The 22,796-nt window shown below is 62.8% G+C and carries 18 protein-coding genes; 6 read left to right on the forward strand and 12 right to left on the reverse strand.

The genetic code is table 11. The features are described from left to right. Positions 1–9 precede the first annotated feature (9 nt). Positions 10–900: a UTP--glucose-1-phosphate uridylyltransferase GalU gene (gene galU, locus QOV41_RS02830; RefSeq protein WP_284579369.1), complete on the forward strand. Its 891-nt coding sequence runs from the start codon at positions 10–12 to the stop codon at positions 898–900. Here the strand turns inward: galU and QOV41_RS02835 are convergent. Next, entirely contained in the window at positions 897–2,180 is a 1,284-nt protein-coding gene (locus QOV41_RS02835) for an outer membrane beta-barrel protein (RefSeq protein ID WP_284579371.1), read from the reverse strand. The two genes, galU and QOV41_RS02835, sit on opposite strands and share 4 nt — an antisense overlap. A gap of 205 nt (positions 2,181–2,385) precedes the next feature. On the opposite strand from QOV41_RS02835, the gene ku reads away from it, so the two are divergent. Then, positions 2,386–3,318: a non-homologous end joining protein Ku gene (gene ku, locus QOV41_RS02840; protein ID WP_284579373.1), complete on the forward strand. Its 933-nt coding sequence runs from the start codon at positions 2,386–2,388 to the stop codon at positions 3,316–3,318. A gap of 5 nt (positions 3,319–3,323) precedes the next feature. Then, positions 3,324–5,921 carry a DNA ligase D gene (ligD, locus tag QOV41_RS02845; RefSeq protein ID WP_284579374.1) on the forward strand — a complete coding sequence of 866 codons (2,598 nt, stop codon included), beginning with the start codon at positions 3,324–3,326 and terminating at the stop codon, positions 5,919–5,921. Here the strand turns inward: ligD and modB are convergent. The 4 genes from modB to QOV41_RS02865 all read right to left on the reverse strand — a co-directional run bounded on the left by modB (position 5,918) and on the right by QOV41_RS02865 (position 8,688). After that, entirely contained in the window at positions 5,918–6,598 is a 681-nt protein-coding gene (gene modB, locus QOV41_RS02850; RefSeq protein ID WP_284579376.1) for a molybdate ABC transporter permease subunit, read from the reverse strand. The genes ligD and modB overlap by 4 nt on opposite strands. Before the next feature lie 12 nt (positions 6,599–6,610). Then, the gene (gene modA / locus QOV41_RS02855) at positions 6,611–7,333 is read right to left on the reverse strand and encodes a molybdate ABC transporter substrate-binding protein (protein ID WP_284579378.1); all 723 of its coding nucleotides are present in this window, start codon (positions 7,331–7,333) and stop codon (positions 6,611–6,613) included. A gap of 3 nt (positions 7,334–7,336) precedes the next feature. Beyond that, a complete protein-coding gene (gene eda, locus QOV41_RS02860; RefSeq protein ID WP_284579380.1) occupies positions 7,337–7,972 on the reverse strand; it encodes a bifunctional 4-hydroxy-2-oxoglutarate aldolase/2-dehydro-3-deoxy-phosphogluconate aldolase in 636 nt (211 codons plus the stop codon). A gap of 80 nt (positions 7,973–8,052) precedes the next feature. Continuing rightward, positions 8,053–8,688, reverse strand: a complete 636-nt coding sequence (locus QOV41_RS02865) for a hypothetical protein (RefSeq protein WP_284579381.1) — start codon at positions 8,686–8,688, stop codon at positions 8,053–8,055. A 192-nt stretch (positions 8,689–8,880) separates the two neighbouring features. Between QOV41_RS02865 and QOV41_RS02870 the strand changes: the two genes are divergently transcribed. Both QOV41_RS02870 and QOV41_RS02875 read left to right on the forward strand, forming a co-directional pair. Then, complete coding sequence (locus tag QOV41_RS02870) at positions 8,881–10,092, forward strand: lytic murein transglycosylase (protein WP_284579383.1); 1,212 nt, start codon at positions 8,881–8,883, stop codon at positions 10,090–10,092. A 51-nt stretch (positions 10,093–10,143) separates the two neighbouring features. Then, positions 10,144–11,346, forward strand: a complete 1,203-nt coding sequence (locus tag QOV41_RS02875) for an SGNH/GDSL hydrolase family protein (protein ID WP_284579385.1) — start codon at positions 10,144–10,146, stop codon at positions 11,344–11,346. On the opposite strand, the gene hpt is transcribed toward QOV41_RS02875, so the two are convergent. From hpt to QOV41_RS02900, 5 genes are all read right to left on the reverse strand, one after another. Continuing rightward, positions 11,343–11,885, reverse strand: a complete 543-nt coding sequence (hpt, locus tag QOV41_RS02880; protein ID WP_284579387.1) for a hypoxanthine phosphoribosyltransferase — start codon at positions 11,883–11,885, stop codon at positions 11,343–11,345. The genes QOV41_RS02875 and hpt overlap by 4 nt on opposite strands. Before the next feature lie 112 nt (positions 11,886–11,997). Beyond that, a complete protein-coding gene (locus QOV41_RS02885; protein ID WP_284579389.1) occupies positions 11,998–13,425 on the reverse strand; it encodes a glutamate synthase subunit beta in 1,428 nt (475 codons plus the stop codon). Positions 13,426–13,435: 10 nt separating this feature from the next. After that, positions 13,436–13,723: a hypothetical protein gene (locus QOV41_RS02890; RefSeq protein ID WP_284579391.1), complete on the reverse strand. Its 288-nt coding sequence runs from the start codon at positions 13,721–13,723 to the stop codon at positions 13,436–13,438. A 119-nt stretch (positions 13,724–13,842) separates the two neighbouring features. Continuing rightward, positions 13,843–18,582, reverse strand: coding sequence for a glutamate synthase large subunit (gltB, locus tag QOV41_RS02895; RefSeq protein ID WP_284579392.1), 4,740 nt, complete (start codon positions 18,580–18,582; stop codon positions 13,843–13,845). A 538-nt stretch (positions 18,583–19,120) separates the two neighbouring features. Then, positions 19,121–19,585, reverse strand: a complete 465-nt coding sequence (locus tag QOV41_RS02900; protein WP_284579393.1) for an Hsp20 family protein — start codon at positions 19,583–19,585, stop codon at positions 19,121–19,123. A 383-nt stretch (positions 19,586–19,968) separates the two neighbouring features. Between QOV41_RS02900 and QOV41_RS02905 the strand changes: the two genes are divergently transcribed. Then, a complete protein-coding gene (locus QOV41_RS02905; protein ID WP_284579394.1) occupies positions 19,969–20,940 on the forward strand; it encodes an alpha/beta hydrolase in 972 nt (323 codons plus the stop codon). Between the two features lie 29 nt (positions 20,941–20,969). Here QOV41_RS02905 and QOV41_RS02910 read toward each other — a convergent pair whose 3' ends face one another. Together QOV41_RS02910 and QOV41_RS02915 are read right to left on the reverse strand one after the other, a co-directional pair. Next, the gene (locus QOV41_RS02910; protein WP_284579396.1) at positions 20,970–21,767 is read right to left on the reverse strand and encodes an inositol monophosphatase family protein; all 798 of its coding nucleotides are present in this window, start codon (positions 21,765–21,767) and stop codon (positions 20,970–20,972) included. Between the two features lie 31 nt (positions 21,768–21,798). Further along, positions 21,799–22,695 carry an N-formylglutamate amidohydrolase gene (locus tag QOV41_RS02915; RefSeq protein WP_284579398.1) on the reverse strand — a complete coding sequence of 299 codons (897 nt, stop codon included), beginning with the start codon at positions 22,693–22,695 and terminating at the stop codon, positions 21,799–21,801. Positions 22,696–22,796 lie beyond the last annotated feature (101 nt).

Consider the following 22,796-nt stretch of genomic DNA (forward strand, 5'->3'; position numbering starts at 1 on the left):
TATTTGATTTTGCCTAAGCGCGTACGTACGGCCGTATTCCCAGTTGCAGGTCTTGGCACCCGTTTCCTGCCGGCCACCAAGGCGATGCCCAAGGAAATGCTGACGGTCGTCGATCGGCCCCTGATCCAATACGCAGTCGATGAAGCGCGCGAAGCCGGCATCGAGCACCTGGTGTTCGTAACCGGCCGCAACAAGGGCGTGATCGAGGATCATTTCGACCGGCAGTTCGAGCTGGAAACCACGCTAGAATCGCGCGGCAAGCACGAGGCTCTGGCCGAGTTGCGCAAGGAACTGCCCTCCGCCGGCCACACCAGCTTCACGCGCCAGCAGGAGCCGCTGGGCCTGGGACACGCGGTGTGGTGCGCGCGTGATATCGTGGGTGACAGCCCCTTCGCGCTGCTGCTGCCCGACATGATCTTCAAGGCCTCCCCCGGCGTCCTCAAGCAAATGATGGATGCCTATGAAGAGCATGGCGGCAACGTCATCGGGGTCGAGGAATGCGATCCCAAGGATGTCGCCAGCTATGGCATCATTGAGCGCGGCGAAGGCCCGGACAAGGGCTTTGAAATCACCGGCATGGTAGAAAAGCCCAAGGTCGGCGAGGCGCCCACCAACCTGTTTATTTCGGGCCGTTATATCCTCCAGCCGGAGGTGTTCGGACTCTTGAGCCAGCAGACCCGCGGCGCTGGCGGCGAAATCCAGATCACCGACGCCATGCACACGCTGATGAAGCAACAGCGCTTCACCGGCGTGAAATATGACGGCAAGGTCTTCGACTGTGGCTCCAAGCTGGGCTTCCTCACCGCCAACGTGGTGTTTGCCCTGGACCGCGACGATATCCGTGACGGTTTCGTCAAGGAGCTCCGGGCGCTCGATCTCAGCGAGCAGATCGAAGGCTAGCGCGAGAGGGTGACGCCCAGCGTCACCTGATGGCTGTCCTCACGCCCGGTGCTGGTGCTGTCGACCCGGTCATAGAGGTAGTCGGCCGTTACGGCAGTGTGGGCGTTGACGGTGTAGTCGGCGCCCGCGCCAAGACCATAGCTGGTTTCCGTCTCACTTGACCCGATAAAGCGCGCGCTGGACCAATCGGCTAGCGCGCGCAGCGCCAGCCAGGAATTGACCGTATAGCCCAATTCGGCACTGGCGTTCTGTTCAACGCGGGTGGTGCCAGGGTTACTGGGTCCGGGCGGTGCTACCTCGGTGGCAAAGGCGGCCCTCATGCGCCAGGTCGGGTCGGGCGTAAAGGTGATGCTGGCATCATAGAGCTGCGTGGTGACTTCGCCGAGGCTGGCGTCATCGAACCGCCGGACGGCGAGGCCCGTCGAGGCCGTTGCCTCGAGAGTGCTGTTCCAGCGACCGGTGATGCCACCCTCGATTTGCGTGTCGGTGGCGTTCTGGGTCAGGCCCGCCGAAGAGGTCTCGTCGAAAAGATCGCGGCCATAGCCAGCCTCCCCGAACACTTCGAAAATGGGCGTAGCCTGGAAGCCGACCCGCAATCCGCTGTCGAGCGCCCAATAGTTCTGGACAGAATTGTCGTTGACCGTGCCGTCGATGAGCGTCGTGGGTCCATAAAGGTTGCGCTCGGCGCCGCCTGACAGACCGACATTGAACCGACCGAACTGCCGGGTGATGCCAATATCGAGATTCCCGCTGATGTTTTCGGCCGGAACTGCGACATCGCTGTCGACGCCCGGTGTGCCTGAAAGCGCTTGCGAGAACGTTAGACTGCCCGTTGTGGTGAGATCGGTCACGCTGTCGAGGGCGTAGCCGGCGGTGAGACCAAGGCGAAGGCCGGTAACGTCAATCTTGCCATCAGTGGGGCGTACGATCTCGGCGCCGCCGCTGATGGCAACGGCCGAGCGAGATCCCACATGATCGAAGGCGAACTCAGGCACAAGGAAGGTATCGAAGCGCTCGCCTCTGGTGCCCTTGGTATAGGCGCCGCGGAGGGCCAGGGACCAGTCGATGTCGAAATAAGGGTGATAGGGCTCGTTTACATCTTCGCCGTCCGTCAGAACTGGCGCAGCCGGATAGATGTGCGGAACAAGCCGCTCGTTGTCGGTTGCTGACCCATCGCCGGGCGGGAGAACGGGGCCGGACAGGGCAGGCACGACCAGGCCCAGGGCACATAGCGCTGTCGCGCTTGCCCGCCATGCCAAGTGCCGCAACGCCAAGGGCAAGATCCGCTCCATTTGTTCGAAAAACGATGGCGCCGAAACCGGCTGCCTCGGGGCCATTCTTTCCACTTTATGGTTAACGATCCCTTGTCGGCTGGAGCGATTGCGGAGAACGGATCAGGCCCGCTTGGTGGCCTCTGCCCGAATCGGAACGACTCTGCTGGCGGACTCGTTGGATCGGCACGAAACCAGCTCAAAGAGCGCTCCAATGCCAGCAGCGTCACGACCCATCTGGAAAGGCCAATTGCGCCTCTCGCTCGTCTCCATTGCGGTGGAGCTCTATACCGCCACCAAGGCGAGCGCCAAGCCAACCTTCAACCAGATCCACAAGCCCACCGGAAAACGCATCCACTATGAAAAGGTGGTGGAAGGCGTGGGTCCGGTCGACCGCGACGAAATCATCAAGGGCTATGAGTTCGAAAAGGGCAACTACATCGAGCTCACCGAGGACGAGATCGACGCGATCAAGCTCGACACCAAGAAGACGCTGGAGCTGACCCAGTTCGTGGGTGCCTGCGAGATTGACCCTATCTACTATGACAAACCCTACTTCGTGGTGCCCGCCGACGAGCTGGCCGAAGACGCTTTCCGCGTCGTTCGCGATGCGCTGCGCCAGAGCGAAAAGGTGGGCATTGGCCAGTTGGCGTTGCGCGGCAAGGAATACCTCGTGGCGATCAAGCCGACTGGTACGGGGCTGTTGCTCGAGACGCTCCATTACGAGGAAGAGCTCCGCAAGGCCGATCCGTATTTCGCGGAAATCTCCGCAGCCAAGGCCGATCCTGATCTGCTGGATGTCGCAACCGCTCTGATCGAGAAGAAAACCGCCAAGTTCGACGCCAAGGTCTACAAGGATCACTACCAGGCAGCCTTGCGCGAGTTGATCGATGCCAAGATCAAGGCCAAGGGCAACAAGATTGCGGTCAAGCCGGAGAAGGACGAGCCACGGCCGAGCGGCTCGAACGTTGTCGACCTGATGGCGGCCCTGAAGTCGAGCCTTGAAGGCAGCAGCGAGCCACCCGAGAAGGCTCCGGCACGCTCGAGCAAGCCCAAAACGGCAGCGGCCAAACCAGCTGCGGCAAGCAAGCCGACGGCAAGCAAGCCTGCCGCCTCCAAATCGGCGCCCCGCAAAAAGGCGAGCTGACGGACATGGCCAGTAAAGCCGACACGCTGCTCAAGGAATACCAAGCCAAGCGCGACTTCACTAAGACGCAGGAGCCAGCGGGCGCAATCGGTGATACTAAAGGGCAGGCCTTAAGCTTCGTGGTTCAGAAGCACGACGCCACCCGCCTACATTACGATTTCCGCATCGAACTGGATGGCGTGCTCAAAAGCTGGGCGGTGACCAAGGGTCCCTCGGAAAACCCTGCCGACAAACGGCTGGCCGTCCATGTAGAAGACCATCCGCTCGACTATGGCAATTTCGAAGGCACGATCCCCAAGGGCGAATATGGCGGTGGCACCGTCATGCTCTGGGATCAGGGAACCTGGGAGCCGATTGGCGACCCGCATGAGGGGATCGAAAAGGGTGACCTCAAGATGCGCATCAATGGCAAGCGCATGAAGGGCGAATGGGTCCTCGTCCACATGAAAGGACGGGACACCAAGCGCAAGTCCGGGCCGGCACGAGAAAACTGGCTGCTCATCAAGCATCGGGACGATCAAGCGCGCGAGGAATCGACCCTGGTCGAACGGTTTACCACCTCGGTCACGACCGGACGCGATCTCGATGGCATCGCCAAGGGGCTAAAGCCCAAGAAGAAGACCGATACGCCGGCCCAAGCGGTGTGGCACTCGGACCGGGACAAGCCGGTGGCCGAGCTTGCCGTTCCCAAGTCCAAGAGCCGCGCCAAAGGCGAGGGCAAGAGCGGCAAGGCCCCGGCGCTGCCCGAATTCCGCTCGCCGCAACTGGCGACCCTCGTCGACCAGGTGCCCGATACGCCCGGCTGGCTGTTCGAGATGAAATATGACGGCTACCGCTGCCTGGCTGCGATCGCCGGCGATCAGGTGCGGGTCTATACGCGCAATGCCAATGACTGGACCGAGCAGTTCGCAGCCATCATCCCACCCCTGCGAACCATCACCGATGGCTCCGCGCTGATGGACGGCGAACTCTGCGCATTTGACGAAAAGGGGCGGACCGACTTCTCGACCCTCAAGGCGCACCTTTCCAATGGCGGGCCGCTGACCTATTTCGCCTTTGATCTGCTGGAGCTTGCTGGCGAGGACCTCACCGGGTTGCCTCTGACCCAGCGAAAGCAAAAGCTGCAGGACTTGCTCGGCCCGGGGGATAGTACATCGCTGGTGCAGTTCTCACCGCATGTGGAAGGCAATGGCCTGCGCGTGTTCGAGACCATCTGCCGGGAAGGGCATGAGGGGGTGATCGCCAAAAGGGCTGACGCGCCCTATCGAGGTGAGCGGTCGCGGTCGTGGCTCAAGATCAAATGCATCAAGCGGCAGGAATTCGTGATCGCCGGCTGGACGACTTCGACCAAGAAGAAGACTTTTGCCTCGCTGATGCTGGGAACATGGGAAGACGGCAAGCTCATCTATCGGGGTCTGGTGGGCACCGGCTTCACCATGGACGGCGCCGCTGCTCTGCAAAAGGAGCTGGATGCGCGCGCGCAGAAGGAGAACCCGTTCACCAATCTGCCCCGCGAAGCCAAGCGCAACGCCAATTTCGTCAAACCGGAACTGGTCGGCGAAATTGCGTTCACCGAGATGACGCCCGACGGGGTGTTGCGGCATCCATCTTTCCAGGGGCTCCGGGAGGACAAGCCCGCCGCACAGGTGAAGGTGGAAAAGCCGGTGCCGGTGGACGTGGCCGAGCCAGTGCCCCTGGAGGCAAAGGCCGGTATCGAGGCCGCCGCCAAGGCCGGGGTTCACTTCACCAGTCCCGAGCGCATCGTCTATCCCGGACAGGGTGTGACCAAGGCGGAGCTTGCGGCGTATTACGCAGCGGTTGCCGAGCGCATGCTGCCCTATGTCGAGAAGCGCCCGCTGAGCCTGGTGCGCTGCCCGCAAGGCCGCGCCAAGCATTGCTTCTTCCAAAAGCACAATAGCGGCAGCTTCCCCGAAGTGATGAAGTCCGTGATGATCACCGAGAAGGATGGCCACGAGGAGGACTATTTCTACGTCGACAGCCTCGGGGGCCTGCTCGGCGGCACCCAAATGAACGTGCTCGAATGGCACCTCTGGGGCTCCCGCATCAAGGATGTCGACAAGGCCGAGCGCATCATCTTCGATATCGACCCGGACGAGGGTCTCGGCTTCGATCACGTGCAGGCTGCCGCCAAAGATATCGCCAAGCTGCTCGAAGAGTTCGACCTCAAGACCTATCCACTGATCAGCGGCGGGAAGGGCGTGCATGTGATCGCCCCAATCACGCCCAAGCTGGAATGGCCCGAGATCAAGGCGTTCTGCAAGGGCGTCGCCCAGTTGCTCGCCACCCGCGAGCCCGACCGGTTCGTCGCCAATATGAGCAAGGCCAAGCGCAAGGGCCGCATGTTCATCGACTATCTGCGCAATGAACGCGGGTCGACCGCTATTGCGCCGTGGTCCAGTCGGTCGCGCCAGGGGGCGCCGGCGGCGGTGCCCATTGGCTGGGATGAATTGGATAAGATCCAGGCAGCCAACCAGTTCACGCTGGCTGCCGCTGCGGAACGCGCCAAGCTGCCCGATCCTTGGGAAGGCTATTTCACCACCAAGCAGACTGTGACCAAGACCATGGTCAGCTCGGTCAGCTAAGGCATCGGCACATTTACGCGGCGATCGATGGTGAGCGTCACCACGATCACAATGAACGCAAACAGCACGAGCCCGCCTGCCAAGAGGTGCGCCTCCTGCCATTGCAGGCGCTCGACATAGTCATAGAGCGCGATGGCGACGACCTTGGTCTCTCCCGGAATGTTCCCACCGATCATCAGCACCACGCCAAATTCCCCCACGGTGTGGGCGAAGGTCATCACTGCGCCAGTGATGTAGCCGGGACGGGCCAGTGGCAGCGCGACGCGCCAGAAGGCCTGCCATTTGTTCGCGCCCAAGGTCGCCGCCGCTTCGAGCGGGTCGGCACCAATGGCGGCAAAGCCATTGCGCAGCGGCTGCACCATGAACGGTAGGGAATAAAAGAACGAACCGATCACCAGCCCGGTGAAGGAGAAGGCTAGGGTGCGACCACCCCAAAGGCTCGCGATAGCGCCGCCCGGTCCGTTCGGTCCCAAGGCAATCAGGAGGTAAAATCCGAGCACAGTTGGCGGCAGCACCAAGGGCAGGGCAACGATTGCACCGACGACCTCGCGAAAGCGGCTGTCACTTCGCGCCAGCCACCAGGCAATAGGCGTGCCGATTATCAGCAGAATAATGGTGTTGATGCTGGCGAGGGCCAGGGTGAGGCGGATGGCGGGCCAGAGATCGGACAGGCTCATGCTATCCGTCCGCTATTCACGGCGATACCCCGCAGCCTCGATGATCTCGGTGGCGGTCTCACCCCGCAGGAACTGCATGAAGGCACCAGCCGCAGCATTGGCGACGCCCCTTTCCAGCAGCACGGCATCCTGAGCAATGGGCTGGTAGAGCTCGGTAGGCACGATCCAGACATTGTCCTTGCCGAGGACCTGGCTGGCGGCCACGAAGCCTAACTCGGCATTGCCGGTTTCAACGAACTGCAAGGCCTGGGTGATGCTGTCGCCGATCACGAGCCTGGCCTGGACAGCCTCTGCCAGTCCAAGTGCTGACAGGACCTCCAGCGCGGCGCGACCATAGGGAGCCGCTTGGGGGTCGGCGATGGCGAGGTTGTCGAACTCTACCGAAAGGACGTCCATCCCACCGGTGACATCGAGGGTGGTGCTGTAGAGCGCCAGGACGCCGGTGGCATAGGTAAAGACACTGCCTTCTATTCCCGAACCCTGCTCGACGGCGAGGGCCGGGCGCTCGGCGTCGGCGGCCAGGAAAATGTCAAACGGCGCGCCCTGCACAATTTGCGCGTAAAGCTGCCCGGTCGCTGCGGAACTGAGCAACAGTTCGTGCCCGGTTTGCTGTGCAAAAACGCGGCTCAGTTGTTCTGCCGTTGCGGTGAAATTTGCGGCAACGGCTACCCGCACCGTCTCGGCATGGGCGGGCCCTCCTAGCAGCAGAAAGAGCGCTAGCGCCCCAAGCCGCATGGCCTAGCCGCGGAGCGCCGAGGCCTCCCGCGCCAGCGCCTCCACCCGCGCGAAGTCGCCACTCGAGAGGGCGTCGGCAGGCATGATCCAGGAACCACCAACGCAGATGACGTTAGGCAGGTCGAGGTAAGTCTTTGCGTTGATTGGCGTAATGCCGCCCGTTGGGCAGAAGGTGATGTCTGGCAGGGGCGAGGCGAAGGCCTTGAGGACCGGCGCGCCACCCAGCGCTTCGGCTGGGAAGAATTTGAGAAAACTATAGCCGCGCTCCGCCGCCGTCATGGCCTCGCTGGGCGAGCCGATGCCCGGCAGCAGCGGAATGCCGATATCATCTGCGGCGTCCAGAATGCGCGGCGAGATGCCGGGGGAAACCATGAACCGGCAACCAGCATCGACTGATTGCTGCATATGAAGCGGCGTGCGCACGGTGCCCGAACCCACGATGGCCCCTTCCACCTTGCCCATCTCTTCCATGACTTTGAGGGCGTTGGGCGTGCGCAGCGTCACCTCAAGGATGGGTAGGCCGCCGGCGACCAGCGCCTCTGCCAAAGGGCGCGCCTTGCTTACATCATCCAGGATAATGACCGGCACCACGGGCGCGAGGGAGAGGATGGAGCGGATGGCATTGGCGTCTTGCGGCATGGCGAACCTCGTCTCTGGCGGCTGAGAACCGTTAGGGCGACGGCGGCGCTATCGCAAGCCTGTTCTCATTCCACCGGGTGTCACAGCTCTTGCAACCGTTCGAAGAACTGCTTGCGATGCCACGTTATGGCCATCGGGTCGGGCCACCGATCCCGGCTCGCCGGCAGGTGGAGCTTGCCCGACACGGCGGCAGTTTCGCGTACTTCTTGCTCTATCTGGCTGCAATCGATGATGATCTCCCAGGAGGGGCCGATGGTCCAGGCGAAGCGCTGGAAGGGCGCGGCGGCTTCATCACGCAAAAACAGAAAGTTGCTGGCGTGAACGGTGCCTCCTTCCGGAATTGGGCGGATCGGCGTGGCCATGGCATCCTTGGTGGTCTGATGACCCGAGAAGCTGCAAATACTGCCATAGTCGCCCGCAACCTGGCGGGCCAGGGCCTCCAGCGTGTCCATTGTCAGGAAGTCCGCCTGGGGGGCCTCTTCTATGGACAGCAAGGCGAAGTTTCCTTCCGCCACGATCCTGTCGAAGTCAGCGTCGCTGATCAAAACCATGGTTTCTTGTGGCGGATGGAGGACAGGAACAGGTTGGCCCAGCCGTACAATGTCTCGGAGGAAAAGGTCCACCTGACCATCGCCGCTCTGGGAAAAGCCTTCCAGCACTGCGGTGGCGAAGAAAGCTCCGGCATCCGCTTCACTGGAACGGCTTAGAACGATCACTCTGGCACCCCGCTCATGTGAATAGCGGCTGCTAAGCTCAGATTTCACGGGGACGGAAAGCAGCGTTTGTACAAACAGCGGGGGTATGACACCAATATCCACTACAAACGCCGGCAACTACATTCCTCGGAAAAGCGTACCTCAGTTGAAGTACGTATATCTCGAATTGGCCCTGCCGGGGGAGGAATTCGTATGCGAGTAGTCTGGACTTTACTGGCGCTGATAATGGCGAGCGCCACACCCGCCGCTGCGCAGCCGGTGGAGAGCTTCGAGCAGTTTATCGCCAACTTCCGCAGCAAGGCGGTTGCCGCTGGCGTGCGTCCGGAGATTTATGACGCGGCGCTGGTAGGTAATTCACCCGATCCGCGGGTGCCCGATCTAGTGACGACCCAGCCTGAGTTCACGACGCCCATGTGGGACTATATCGAGGGGCGGGTTACCAATAGCCGGATAGAGCGGGGTAAGGCCGCGATGGATCGAAACGCTCAGCTTTTCGCCACGGTCGGTGCGGCCTATGGCGTTGATCCCTATCTCCTGGGTGCCATCTGGGGCATGGAAACCGACTATGGCAGTGTACTGGACAATCAGGGATTGATCCGCCCGATCATTCGGTCCCTGGCGACTCTGGTGCATCAGCGGCGCACGCGCCTTGCGGAGGATGAGAAGGACCTTATCGCGGCCTTGCTGCTGGTGCAGCAGGGCCCCAAGAGTGCCGATACGCTCGTGGGGTCATGGGCAGGCGCTATCGGCCACCTGCAGGTCAATCCCTCCAATGTGCTGGCGCATGGCACCGATGGAGACGGCGACGGGCGAGTGGACCTGCATGCCTCCCTGGCCGATGCGCTGGCGACCAGCGCCCGCTTTCTGCGGGGCTTGGGCTACCAGCCCGGGTTGGATTGGGGCATGGAAGTCGTTGTGCCAGAAGGGTTTGACTACCTGCTCGCTAGCCGCACGCAAATGCGACCGGTTTCATTCTTCGCGGAACGTGGCGTCAGCCGGGTGGCAGGGCGGCAGTTTAGCGATTCCAACCTGCCCGTCTTTCTCTATGTTCCCGCGGGGAAAGACGGTCCCAAATTCCTGATGACCGGCAATTATCTGGTACTCAAGGGCTATAATTTCTCGGACAGTTACGCCATGGCCGTAGCCCATTTAACCGATCGGCTGAAGGGCGGCGGGACCTACGTCGATGATTGGCCGCGCAACACTAGCTTTCCCAATCTGGCGCAGCGGCAGGCCATTCAGGCCAGCCTGAAGCAACTCGGCTTTTACCAGGGCGAGGTGGACGGTCGGTTAGGCCCTATCACTCAGGAGGCCTATGCGCGCTTCCAGGCGGCGAGGGGTGAGGTGGCAGATGGGTTCATCACTCGTGCCGCCTATGACGCGCTCATAGCAGCGAGCCAGTAACAAGCGGGCGAAGGTGTGGCCTCCCGCCGTCGCCTTTGCTAGGAAGTCAGCATGATCCGCTACGCTCTCGCTCTGCTCGTTGGCATGCTCGTCTTCATCGACGTGGCGCCGGCCTTTGCGCAAAGCGATGATACTATCGTGGTGGCGCAACAGCAGCGGCGGCGGACCCTGTTCGATCTGCTGTTCGGCGAGGAGCAGCAGCAAGCGGCGCCTCCACCCGCACAGGCGCAGCCACAACCTTCGAGGCAACCCGCACCGGCGCCGCAGCAGACAGCCGCGCCAGAGCCTGAACCGGAGCCTCCGCCAAGTGAACCGCAGACGGAAAAATCGAGTGAAGCGACACGCCTGGCGGTGTTCGGCGACTCGCTGGCCAACGACCTTAGTGCGGCGCTGGACCGCTTCTACGCTGATGATCCGAATCTGGAGGTCATCAACCAGGGGGTCAGCAATTCGGGTTTCGTACGGGACGACTACTTCGACTGGAATGCCGCGGTCGCCGAGGAGATCGCCGAGGACAGCTTCGATATCGCTGTGGTCACGATCGGCATCAACGACCGGCAGGATATCAGCGCCGATGGCGCTTTTTACGAGCCGCTGACGGAGGGGTGGACTGCGGCCTATCAGGCCCGCATAGCCGATTTCATCGGGCAATTGCGAGCGGCTGGAAAGCCGGTGGTGTGGGTTGGGCTGCCGCCGATGTCGCGCTCGGAATATTCCGCCGCGATGAGCCAAATTAGCAATATTCAGCGGCTGGCGGCCTTCTCAGGCGGCGCGGAATTCATTGATATCTATGAACGATTTCTGGGAGAGGATGGCAAGTATTCGTCGCAAGGCCCCGATGTGAGTGGGCAGAACGCACGAATGCGCAAGGATGACGGCATCCACTTCTCCGCGGCAGGTGCGGACAAGCTTGCCTTCTATATCAGCCAGTCGTTGCGGACGTTCTATCGCGGGGGGGCGGTGAGTGTTGCGGTGGTCGATCCGCTGGCGGAGACCGACGCCGGCGCGATGCTGCGACCGCCCTTCCAAGGGCTGGGACAGACACGATTGCTTGAGGTAGCGGGAGCCATTGTGCCAATCAGCCGGGCCCCGGCGCGCGCCGGTGGGTTGCTGATCGCGACGGGTGCGCCGAGCGAAGCTAGTGCCCCGTTCTCGCTTGAGGAGATGATGAGCGCGCCGGTAGGCCGGGCCGATGCGTTTGGGGTCGGGATCGATCCCGACACGGTGCCGGTCGAGAACGCCGGCGGACGCTAGTTTTCGAGGAAGCGGACGGCGCCGATATGGGGCAGGTTGCGATTGCGCTGGGCGTAGTCGATGCCGTAGCCGACGACGAATTCGTCAGGAATATCAAAGCCCACCCAACGCGCGGTGACATCGGTCTCACGCCGGGACGGCTTGTTGAGCAGGGCGCAGACTTCCATGCGGCGGGGATGGCGGGTGCCGAGGATCTCAAGGACGTGCTTGAGGGTGTAGCCGGTGTCAACGATGTCCTCGACGACGAGGACGTCGCGCCCCTGGATCTCGCCGCGTAAGTCCTTGAGAATTCGTACTTCCCTGCTCGATTGCATGGAATTGCCGTAGGACGAGGCTTCAAGAAAATCGACTTCCACTGGCAGGTCGAGCTCGCGGACAAGGTCGGCGATGAAGATGAAAGAGCCGCGGAGAAGGCCGACGACGACGAGCTTGTCGGTGTCGGCAAAATGGGTGGAAATCTCCTTAGCGAGGGCTTCAACGCGGGCGGCAATCGCCTTGGCGGAGATCAGTTCGTCGACGACATAGGGCTTCTGCGTCATGGCGTGGCCATATCCTGCATTTTCAAACGCTTAGCCGGAAGGTCCGGGCCCGGACTGTTGCACAAAAAGGGACAGAACCACAGCAAAAGCGGTCTGTTCTGTCCCAAAAGTGCTAACGCGGCAGGCTGGTCGCGCCCATGAGGTCGAAGTCGATGGAGCGCGCGGCCTGTCGGCCCTCGCGGATCGCCCAGACCACCAGGGACTGACCGCGGCGCATATCGCCAGCGGCATAGACCTTGGGAGCCGTGGTCTTGTAGCTCATCGTGTCAGCAAAGAGATTGCCGCGCTTGTCCAGTTGGGCGCCGAGTTCGGTCAGCATGCCTTCGTGCACCGGCGAGGCAAAGCCAATGGCAAGGAGCACAAGATCGGCCTTGATGATGAAATCGGTGCCGGGGATGGGCTGGCGCTGACGGTCGACGCGGGCGCATTCGACGCCGCTGACATGGCCCTTGGCGTTGCCGAGGATCTTCATGGTGCCGGCAGCGAATTCGCGGATGGCGCCCTCGGCCTGCGAGGAGGAGGTGCGCATCTTGACCGCCCAGTTGGGCCAGTTGGTCAGCTTGTTCTCCAGTTCGGGCGGCTGCGGACGAACGTCGAGCTGCGTCACGGCAATGGCGCCCTGGCGGAAAGACGTGCCAACACAATCACTTGCGGTGTCACCACCACCCACCACCACGACATGCTTGCCGGCGGCGGTGAGCTGGAATTCACCCGAGACGTCCTCGCCGCCCAAGCGACGATTCTGCTGGACGAGGAAGGGCATGGCGAAGTGCACGCCGTTGAGATCGACGCCTTCGGCCTCGACCAGGCGGGGCTTTTCAGCGCCACCACAGAGCAGCACCGCGTCGTGCTGGCGTTGCAGATCTGCTAGCGGAGTGTTCACCCCGACACTAACGCCATAGTGGAAAGTGACACCCTCGGCTTCCATCTGGCTGACGCGGAAGTCGATGTGCTGCTTTTCCATCTTGAAGTCGGGAATGCCATAGCGGAGGAGACCACCGGCCTTGGGCTCGCGCTCATAGATATGCACGTCGTGGCCGGCGCGGGCGAGCTGCTGGGCAGCGGCCAGACCGGCGGGACCCGAACCGACGACACCGACGGACTTGCCGGTCGTTTCGGCTGCAATCATCGGCTTGACCCAGCCCGAGCGGATGGCCTTGTCGGCAATGGCCTGTTCCACCGTCTTGATGGCGACCGGCACGTCCTCAAGGTTGAGCGTACAGGCTTCCTCGCAGGGGGCGGGGCAGATGCGGCCGGTGAACTCGGGGAAGTTGTTGGTGGTGTGGAGGTTGCGCGCGGCTTCTTCCCAATCGCCGTGATAGACGAGGTCGTTCCAGTCCGGGATCTGGTTGTGGACCGGGCAGCCGGTGTCGCCGTGGCAGAACGGAATGCCGCAATCCATGCAGCGCGCAGCCTGATCGGCGACGCGCCCTTCACTCATTGGAATGGTGAACTCGCCGAAATGGCGCACGCGGTCGGAGGCCGGCTCATAGCGCGGCTCTTCGCGTTCGATTTCGAGAAAGCCTGTTACCTTACCCATGGCTTTGCTCCTAGTTCAGAAGGTCTTCGGAATAGGGTTCGCAAGATGCCGAAACGTATTCGGCCCCGGCAAACTCTGGAATGTTCATGGCTTCCACCTGCCGTTTGAAGGTGGGGAGCTGCTGTTTATAGGTGGACTGGCAATCGCTTAGACTAAGCCCGTCAGGGGCCGTGAACAGCAGCGACTTCATCGACCCGTCGGGCAGCCGGTATTGCAGCACCACGGCTGCCTCCGGTGCGGCCAGGGCGGGCGCGGCGGTAGCGATCGTCACAGCGATAGCTGCGAAAAGCTTATTCATCCATTCCTCCCGTCTGCCCGGCTTTTGAACCGGCAAGATCTCGTGCCTGGGGTGCGACCCCACCCGGCCTCCCCGTTGAGGGGGAGGGGCGATGCGGTGAGCGCAATAGGAGCGTGGCATCATTCCGCCGCCACGCCCATGCCGCCGGCGGCACGCTTTTTTTCCATCTCGCGAATGGCGCGGCGGTATTCGACGGGCATGACCTTGACGAATTTGGGCCGCATCTCGACCCAGTTGTCCAAGATGTACTTGGCGCGGCTGGAGCCGGTGTAGTGCAGATGGTTGGAGATGAGCTGGTGCAGCCGCTCGTCATCGTGCTTGGTCATGTCGCCGGAGATGTCGACGCGGCCATGCCATTCGAGATCGCCACCATGGTGGTGAATCTTCTGCATAAGTTGCTCTTCCTCGGCCACTGGCTCGAGTTCGACCATGGCGAGGTTGCAGCGGGAGCGGAAGCTCTCGTCCTCGTCGAGGACATAGGCAACGCCACCACTCATCCCAGCCGCAAAGTTGCGGCCGGTGGCGCCAATGACGACGACAACGCCGCCCGTCATGTACTCGCAGCCATGGTCACCGGTACCTTCGACCACGGCGATGGCGCCCGAGTTGCGGACGGCGAAGCGTTCCCCGGCAATGCCGCGGAAGTAGCACTCACCCGAAATGGCGCCGTAAAGGACGGTGTTGCCGACGATGATCGACTGTTCCGGGACGATGGCAGCCTTGTCGGACGGGCGCACGACAATGCGGCCACCAGAGAGACCCTTGCCGACATAGTCGTTGGCGTCGCCAACCAGATCGATGGAGATGCCGCAAGCGAGGAAGGCCCCGAAGGACTGGCCGGCGGTGCCGTTCAGCTTGATCGAGATGGTGTCCTCGGGCAGGCCCTCGTGACCATACCGGGCCGCCAGGGCACCCGACAGCATGGCGCCGGCGGAGCGGTCCCGCGAGCGGATCGGCAGATCGATCTGCACAGGAGTGCCGCTCTCGAGTGCCGGCCTTGCCAGTTCGATCAGCTTGCGATCGAGCACGGCCTCGAGGTGATGGTTCTGCGTCTCGGAGTGGTAGAGCGTGTCGCCGCCGATGGGGTCGGGCTTGTAGAAGACCTTGGCCAGATCGATGCCTTCACCCTTCCAGTGCTCGGTCAGCTTGCGCTGGTCGAGCAGGTCGGAACGGCCGATGAGTTCGCTAAGGGTGCGGGCACCCAGCTCGGCCATCAGGCTGCGCAGCTCTTCGGCGATGAAGAAGAAGTAGTTGATGACGTGCTCGGGCGTGCCCTTGAAGCGCTTGCGCAGCACCGGGTCCTGGGTGGCAACGCCCACCGGACAGGTGTTGAGGTGGCACTTGCGCATCATGATGCAGCCCGCCGCGATCAGGGGGGCGGTGGAGAAACCGAACTCGTCGGCACCCAACAGAGCCCCTACCAGCACGTCACGTCCGGTCTTGAGGCCACCATCGACCTGCAGGCGCACGCGGGAGCGCAACCGGTTGAGCACCAGCGTCTGGTGGGTCTCGGCAAGGCCGATTTCCCACGGGCCGCCCGCATGCTTGAGCGAAGTCAGCGGCGAGGCGCCGGTGCCGCCATCATAGCCTGAGACCGTGATGTGGTCGGCGCGAGCCTTGGCAACGCCGGCCGCGACGGTGCCCACGCCCACTTCGGACACGAGCTTGACCGAGATATCGGCCTGCTCATTGACGTTCTTGAGATCGTAGATGAGCTGCGCCAGATCCTCGATGGAATAGATGTCGTGGTGCGGGGGCGGGCTGATAAGGCCCACGCCAGGTGTCGAGTGGCGCGTCTTGGCGACGATCCAATCCACCTTGTGACCGGGCAATTGTCCGCCTTCGCCGGGCTTGGCACCCTGCGCAACCTTGATCTGGATCTGGTCGGCATTGACCAGGTATTCGGTGGTGACGCCAAAACGACCCGAAGCAACCTGCTTGATGGCCGAGCGGAGGGGATTGCGCGAGCCGTCGGCCAAAGGCTTGTAGCGGTCTGGCTCTTCGCCACCCTCGCCGGTGTTGGACTTGCCGCCGATCCGGTTCATGGCCACCGCCAGGGTGGTATGGGCTTCACGGCTGATCGAGCCAAAGCTCATGGCGCCGGTGACGAAGCGCTTGACCAGTTCGGCTGCCGGCTCGACCTCCTCGAGCGGCACGGCGGGGCCGAGCGGCTTGATGTCGAAGAGGTTGCGAATGGCCAGATAGCCGTTGTCGCCGCCGTTCACGCGGGCCGCAAAGCTGTTGTAGCGGTCCTGGGCGGTTTCGGGCGAAGCCTCGAAGGTGCGGACGGCGTGCTGGAGGTCCGCGACGACATCGGGGCTCCAGGCGTGCTTTTCGCCGCGGATGCGGTAGCCGTATTCGCCGCCGACATCGAGCCCCTTGCGCAGTTCCATGCTGTCGCCAAAGGCGTCATCATGGCGGCGCTTGGTTTCCTCGGCGACCTCCTTGAGGCCGACCCCTTCGATGGTGGTAGCGGTGCCGAAGAAGAAGCGGTTGACGAACTCGGTGGATAGACCGACCGCATCGAAGATCTGTGCGCCGCAATAGGACTGGTAGGTGGAAATGCCCATCTTGGACATGACCTTGAGCAGACCCTTGCCCACGCTTTTGATGTAGCGGTGAACCACTTCTTGGGCGTCGACTTCCTCGGGGAACTCGCCCTCGGCTTGCAGAGCCGCCAGCGCTTCGAAGGCGAGATAGGGGTTGATCGCTTCGGCGCCATAACCGGCGAGCATGGCGAAGTGGTGCATCTCGCGCGCTTCGCCGGTTTCCACCACGAGGCCCGAAGAGGTGCGAAGGCCCTTGCGGATCAGGTGGTGATGCACGGCGGCGGTCGCCAGGAGGGCCGGGATCGGGATGCGATCGGCGGCGACCAGGCGGTCGGAGAGGATGATGATGTTGTATTCGCCCCGGACTGCCGCTTCAGCCGCCTCGCAGAGGTGGTTGATGGCCGCTTCCATGCCCTGGGCGCCTTCGTCCGCGGGGTAGGTGATATCCAGCGTGCAGGTCTTGAACTGGTTGTCAGGCATGGCACCGATGCCGCGGATCTTTTCGAGATCCTCGTTGGTGAGAATGGGCTGACGCACCTCGAGGCGCTTTTCGCGGGAGCTGCCTTCGAGATCAAGGATGTTGGGGCGCGGGCCGATGAAGGACACCAAGCTCATCACCGATTCCTCGCGGATCGGATCGATGGGGGGGTTGGTGACCTGGGCGAAGTTCTGCTTGAAGTAGGTGTAAAGCAGCTTGGACCGCTGGCTCAGCGCGGAGAGGGGCGTGTCGGTGCCCATCGAGCCGACGGCTTCCTGACCGGTGGTGGCCATCGGCGCCATCAGCAGCTTGATGTCTTCGGTGGTGTAGCCAAAGGCCTGCATGCGATCGAGCAGGGACTCGCTGGTCTGGGGCGCTTGGGGCTCGGTCTCGGGCAGGTCCTCAAGCACGATCTGGCTGCGGGCGAGCCACTCGGCATAGGGGTTCTTGGTGGCGAGCGCCTGCTTGATCTCGCTGTCGGAGATGATGCGGCCTTCTTCGAGGTCGATCAGCAGCATGCGGCCGGGCTGGAGGCGCCAGCGCTCGACGATGTCCTCGTCGGGGATGGCAAGCACGCCCGATTCGGAGGCGAGCACGACGTGACCCTCACGCGTCACGAGATAGCGCGCAGGACGCAGGCCATTGCGGTCAAGAGTGGCCACGACATAGCGACCGTCCGAGAGCGACATGGCGGCAGGGCCGTCCCAGGGCTCCATGAGGGCGGCGTGGTATTCGTAGAAGGCGCGACGCGTTTCATCCATCAGCGGATTGCCGGCCCAGGCTTCGGGGATCAGCATCATGGCGGCGTGCGGCAGCGAATAGCCGCCGCGCACGAGGAATTCGAGCGCGTTGTCGAAGCAGGCGGTGTCGGACTGGCCCTCATAGGAGATCGGCCAGATCTTGGTGATGTCGTCGCCGAACTTGGGCGAGGAGACCGAAGCCTGGCGGGCGGCCATCCAGTTAACGTTGCCCCTGATGGTGTTGATCTCACCATTGTGGGTGGTCATGCGGTAAGGGTGTGCCAGCTTCCAGGAGGGGAAGGTGTTGGTGGAAAAGCGCTGGTGAACCAGCGCGATGGCGCTCTCGAACTGCTCGTGGTGCAGGTCGGGATAAAAGGCGCCGAGCTGTTCGGCCAGAAACATGCCCTTGTAGACAATGGTCCGCGCCGACATGGAGACGACATAAAAGCCGTTGTCGCTCTGGGCTTCAGGGATCTCGCCATAAACGGTGTTGGAGATGACCTTGCGCACGATAAGGAGCTTGCGCTCGAACTCGTCGAGGGTGAGGCCGTCGGGCCGGGCGATGACCATCTGCTCGATGATCGGCTGGGTGGCAATGACGCCTTGGGAGAGCCTGGAATTGTCGGTGGGGACAATACGTTCGCCCAGAAGGGTGAGGCCTTCCTGGGACAGGCAGCGCCGCACGGCCTCGGCGCAGCGATCGCGCAGGCCGGGCGTGTTGGGATAGAACAGCATGGCCACGGCGTAGTGGTGCTTTTCTGGCAGGGCGACATCGAGCACGGCCTGGAAAAAGGCGTGCGGCGTCTGCACCAGAATGCCCGCACCGTCGCCCATCAGCGGGTCGGCGCCCACGGCGCCGCGGTGTTCCAGGTTCTCGAGGATTTCGAGACCCTTTTGCACCACTTCGTGGCTGGGCTTGTTCTTGATGTTGGCGATCATGCCGATGCCGCAGGCATCGTGCTCATGCGCGGGGTTGTAGAGGCCCTGCGCGGCGGGACGACCATCGACACGCTTGCCATCAAGGATCAAGGTTTTACGGGGTGTGGCCGTGGTGGTGACCGGAGAAAGACTTCCGTTCCGCTCGTGTGCCATATCGTAACCTCGCTCTTTGGTGCCACCCGTCACCGGGTGTGTTGCTATGTCGTTGCATCCTGCTGGTGCCGGCGGGCCGGCGGGGTTGGATGCGTTGTTCGTTCCTCTGTGGGCGCGTTGCTGAAGCGGGTCGTACACAGTACGGCTCGAATGAGCAATCTTCGTCCATTCTTGGGGAGTGGCACTGCATCCAAATGGCCACTCAATTCGGGCTCGAGATCTGCCTTGCGGCGTGGCCTGGAACCGAAGTCCGACCTCTCGATATCAGCCCCGCCTGTCCGTTTCCGCTAATGGCATAGCGGGCCAGCCGGATCGGCGTGCGCGCTGGCCGCGGAGAGCGGGGCGACGCGTTGGATAGGACAACCGTGTTGACCTATCTAGACCACATTTGCATAATTCCAAAGTGGGAGCAAGCAGGAATTGCGGCAGCAATAGGATTTCGCCAACTCTCCCATAGGATTTGTGCTGAGCGGGCGGCGCAAAGGAAAAGGCGCAGCCATGACGGCTGCGCCCCCGGACAGCTCAAGGATGGTGTCGGTTAGTTGACCGACTGGTCCTCGATGGTCTGCTGACCGCCATTGGCGGCGCTGATCTGGATGGTGCGCGGCTTCTTGCTCTCGGGGAGCTCGCGCTTGAGTTCCAGATGGAGCAGGCCGTTTTCGAGCGTGGCGCCGTGAACCTCGACATAGTCGGCGAGCTGGAAGCGCAACTCAAAGGAGCGCTCGGCAATGCCGCGGTGGAGGAATTCACGCGCCTTGTCGCCCTGTTCGGCCGGCTTGGCGCCCTTGACGACCAGGCTGTTCTCCTTGGTCTCGATGGCGATATCGCCCAGCGCGAAGCCCGCCACCGCAATGGAAATGCGGTAGGCATCATCGCCGGTGCGCTCGATATTGTAGGGCGGATAGGTCTTGGCTTCCTGCCCGACAAGCGTGTCGAGACGGTTGAACACGCGGTCGAAACCGACGGTGGACCGATAGAAGGGGGAAAAGTCGAAGGTCTGCATTTGTCACATTCTCCGTAAAGCAACGTGTGTTCCCGGGGTGGTTTTCCGTTGGCTCCCTGAAGCGGCGAGCGGGGTGGAAAACAGGCCCGAGGTCCCCGGAAATCCGGCGGACGCAACAAATGTAGGCGGCGATTTTGGCCGTTCAAGACCCTCAAATGGCCTTGATGATGAACCGTTTCTGAACAACGGATTGGGGTCCAGTTCAGGGGGGCGGCGCTAGAAGAGCTGGCAATGCGGTCCCATCACCCCGCCCCCCGCATGGGCGCCGCATAACGGAAGCTGGCATCTGGCAACAGATGCCAGCTTTTTCTTTGGTGGCAGACTCTCTTCACAGGATGGGGCGGGTTTGGTCTAAGACGGGGCACACGCGCAGGGGACCCCTCATGAACGCCATTGTCGACCCGCACGGACCCGACCTGGTCAATTTGCCGTCCAACCCCATGCCCGAGGGTGGGCGCGCGGGCTATTTCCAGACCTATGACAATGTGCGGCTGCGCTATGCCATCTGGCCCAAATCGGCCGAACATCGCGGCACCATCTGCCTTGTGCAGGGGCGCACCGAATTCATCGAGAAATATTTCGAGACCATCGCCGATTTGCGCGCACGCGGGTTTGCCGTGGCGACCTTCGACTGGCGCGGCCAGGGCGGCTCGGAGCGGATGACCGGCAATCCCAAGCTGGGCCATGTCGATCGGTTCGACGACTATTGGTGCGATCTCAAGAGCTTCCATGGCGAAATCCTGCTGCCCGATTGCCCGCCGCCCTTTTACCTCGTGGGCCATTCCATGGGCGGGCTCGCCTCGCTCTTTGCCGCCGCGCATGACCGGATGATGTTCGACCGGGTATTTCTTTCTGCGCCCATGGTGGCGCTGGATCGCCAGCCGCTGTCGCTGGGGGGCATGGCCAAACTGGGCGAGGCGCTGAGTTTTGTGGGGTTGGGCAAGGTGCCGGTGCGCCGGGGCGCCGATAAGCCGATGAGCGAAGAGAGTTTCCCCGGCAATCCGCTGACCTCTGATCGCCGTCGCTATATGCGCGGGGTGGAACTGGTGCAGGCCAAGCCTGAACTCGAGGTGACCTCGCCCACGATCCGCTGGGTGGCGACCGCCATGGCGGCGATGGCCCAAGCCAATGGCGATGATTTTCCGGCGCGGATCGGCATTCCGCTGTTGATGCTGGGCGCAGCGCGGGACGAAGTGGTGTCGACCGCCGCCATCGAGCGGTTGGGCCTGCGTCTGCGCACCGGCCGCCATGCGGTGATCGCCGGCGCGCGACATGAACTCTTCATGGAGAACGACGCCATCCGCGGGCAGGTGCTCGCGGCGTTCGACGCGTTCATCACCGAACAGAGCGGCTAAGGCCTTTCAATAAGTCTACCCGAGTGCCTTCAGGCGCGGTTGACGAGATCCAGCGCCTTGTCGAGGAGGGCGGGGGTTGCGGCGGCGATGACGTTGCCGCCGGCGGTGGGCTCGCTGCCATCCCAGCATGCGATGGCGCCGCCCGCTTCGCGGATAATGGGAACGAGCGCGGCGATGTCGTAGGTGTTGAGGAACGGCTCGACCACGAGATCGGCATGCCCAGCGGCGAGCAGGGCGTAACCATAGCAATCCATGCCGAAGCGCTGGAGGCGGGTCGCCTGCTCCACTGCTTGCCACTTGGCCGCGAGTTGGGGCGTACTGAAAAGCGCCGGTGTGGTGGTAAAGACGCGGGCTGCGGCGAGTTCGGTTTCGCCCGAGGTGCGCAGGGCGGTGGTGGTTTCGCCCCGCCGATATGTGGCGCGGCCGGGGATGGCGAGAAAGGTCTCCCCGATGAAGGGCTGGCTCATGAGGCCGGCGACGGCCACCCCATCTTCGGCAAAGCCGATCAGCGTGCCCCAGACCGGTGCACCGGAGATAAAGGCGCGGGTGCCATCGACCGGATCGATGATCCAGCTGTGGCGGCCCTCGCCCATCGTGCCCCACTCCTCCCCAACGATGGCGTGATCGGGGAAGTGCCCGCCGATGACAGCGCGGATAGAGGTTTCAGCGCCGCGATCGGCTTCGGTCACCGGGTCGAAACCCTGGGCCAGCTTGTTGTCGATGCTGAGCCCGGTGCGAAAAAGGGGCAGGGTGCGCAGGGCGGCCGCGTCGGCGGCGGCCAGCAAGGTGGCTTCAATGCGGGCGAAATCGATCGGGGACAGCGACATGGGAGTTCCGGGCAGGGGCGGCCCCCAGGCTTTACTCGGCGGCGGCCTTTTGGGGCAAGGGGTGGCTGCCCACCAGTGAGACCAGATCGATGCCGATCAGCGCCATGACGAGCCGGTCGACAATGCCGCGAATGGCATCGAAGCCGCGATGCTTGGTGAGCGTCGCTTCGTTCATGTAAAGGTGCCGGCTGATCTCGATCTGCAGCGCGTGGACGCCATGTTGCGGGCGACCATAGGAGCGGGTGGAAAAGCCCCCGGCATAGGGGCGATTGCGCGCCACGCGCAGCCCGGCGCTGGTGAAGATGGTTTCCACCAGATCGACCAGAGCGGGCGCACAGGTGGTGCCATAGCGATCGCCCAGGACAATATCGGGCGCGGCGCGATCGGCCGCTCGAGTGATGCGCGGCATGGAGTGGCAATCAATGAGGATGGCGACGCCAAAGGCCGATAGCGCTTCGCTGAGCAGGCCCTGCAAGGCGGAATGATAGGGGTGATAGATGCCCTCGATGCGCATGCGGGCATCTTCCAGCGTCAGCCGCTCGCGGTAGATGGGCTTGTTCTCGGCGACGACACGGGCCAGCGTGCCCAAGCCTGCCGCTACGCGGGGCGAAGTGGTGTTGTAGCGATCCGACAGCGGTTCGACGAACATGGTGGGATCGAGTTCCCAGGGCTCGCGATTAACGTCGAGATAAGCGCGGGGAAAATGGGCGCGGAGCAGGGGGGCACCCAAATGGGGCGCGCGGCTGTACAATTCGTCGACCCAGCCATCTTCGGACTGGCGGATGGAAAGGTGATCGAGCCGGGTCATCGCCAGGAACCGCTCGGGGTAGACGCGGCCGGAATGGGCTGAGTTGAACACCAGCGGGGCAACCAGCCGTCGCGGCCGGATCGTCTCAAATGCCGGCTGATCCCAATAGTCGGACCGCACGCTTCCTCCCGGGCAGGGCGCGTCTTTGGATCGCGCCGGGTGATTTGCCAGATATCTTGGGGCCTTGGGCGGAGTTTGTCCAGATTGTCACACAATCGGGT

The sequence above is a fragment of the Devosia sp. RR2S18 genome, from assembly GCF_030177755.1.
GTDB classification, from domain to species: Bacteria; Pseudomonadota; Alphaproteobacteria; order Rhizobiales; family Devosiaceae; genus Devosia; species Devosia rhizosphaerae.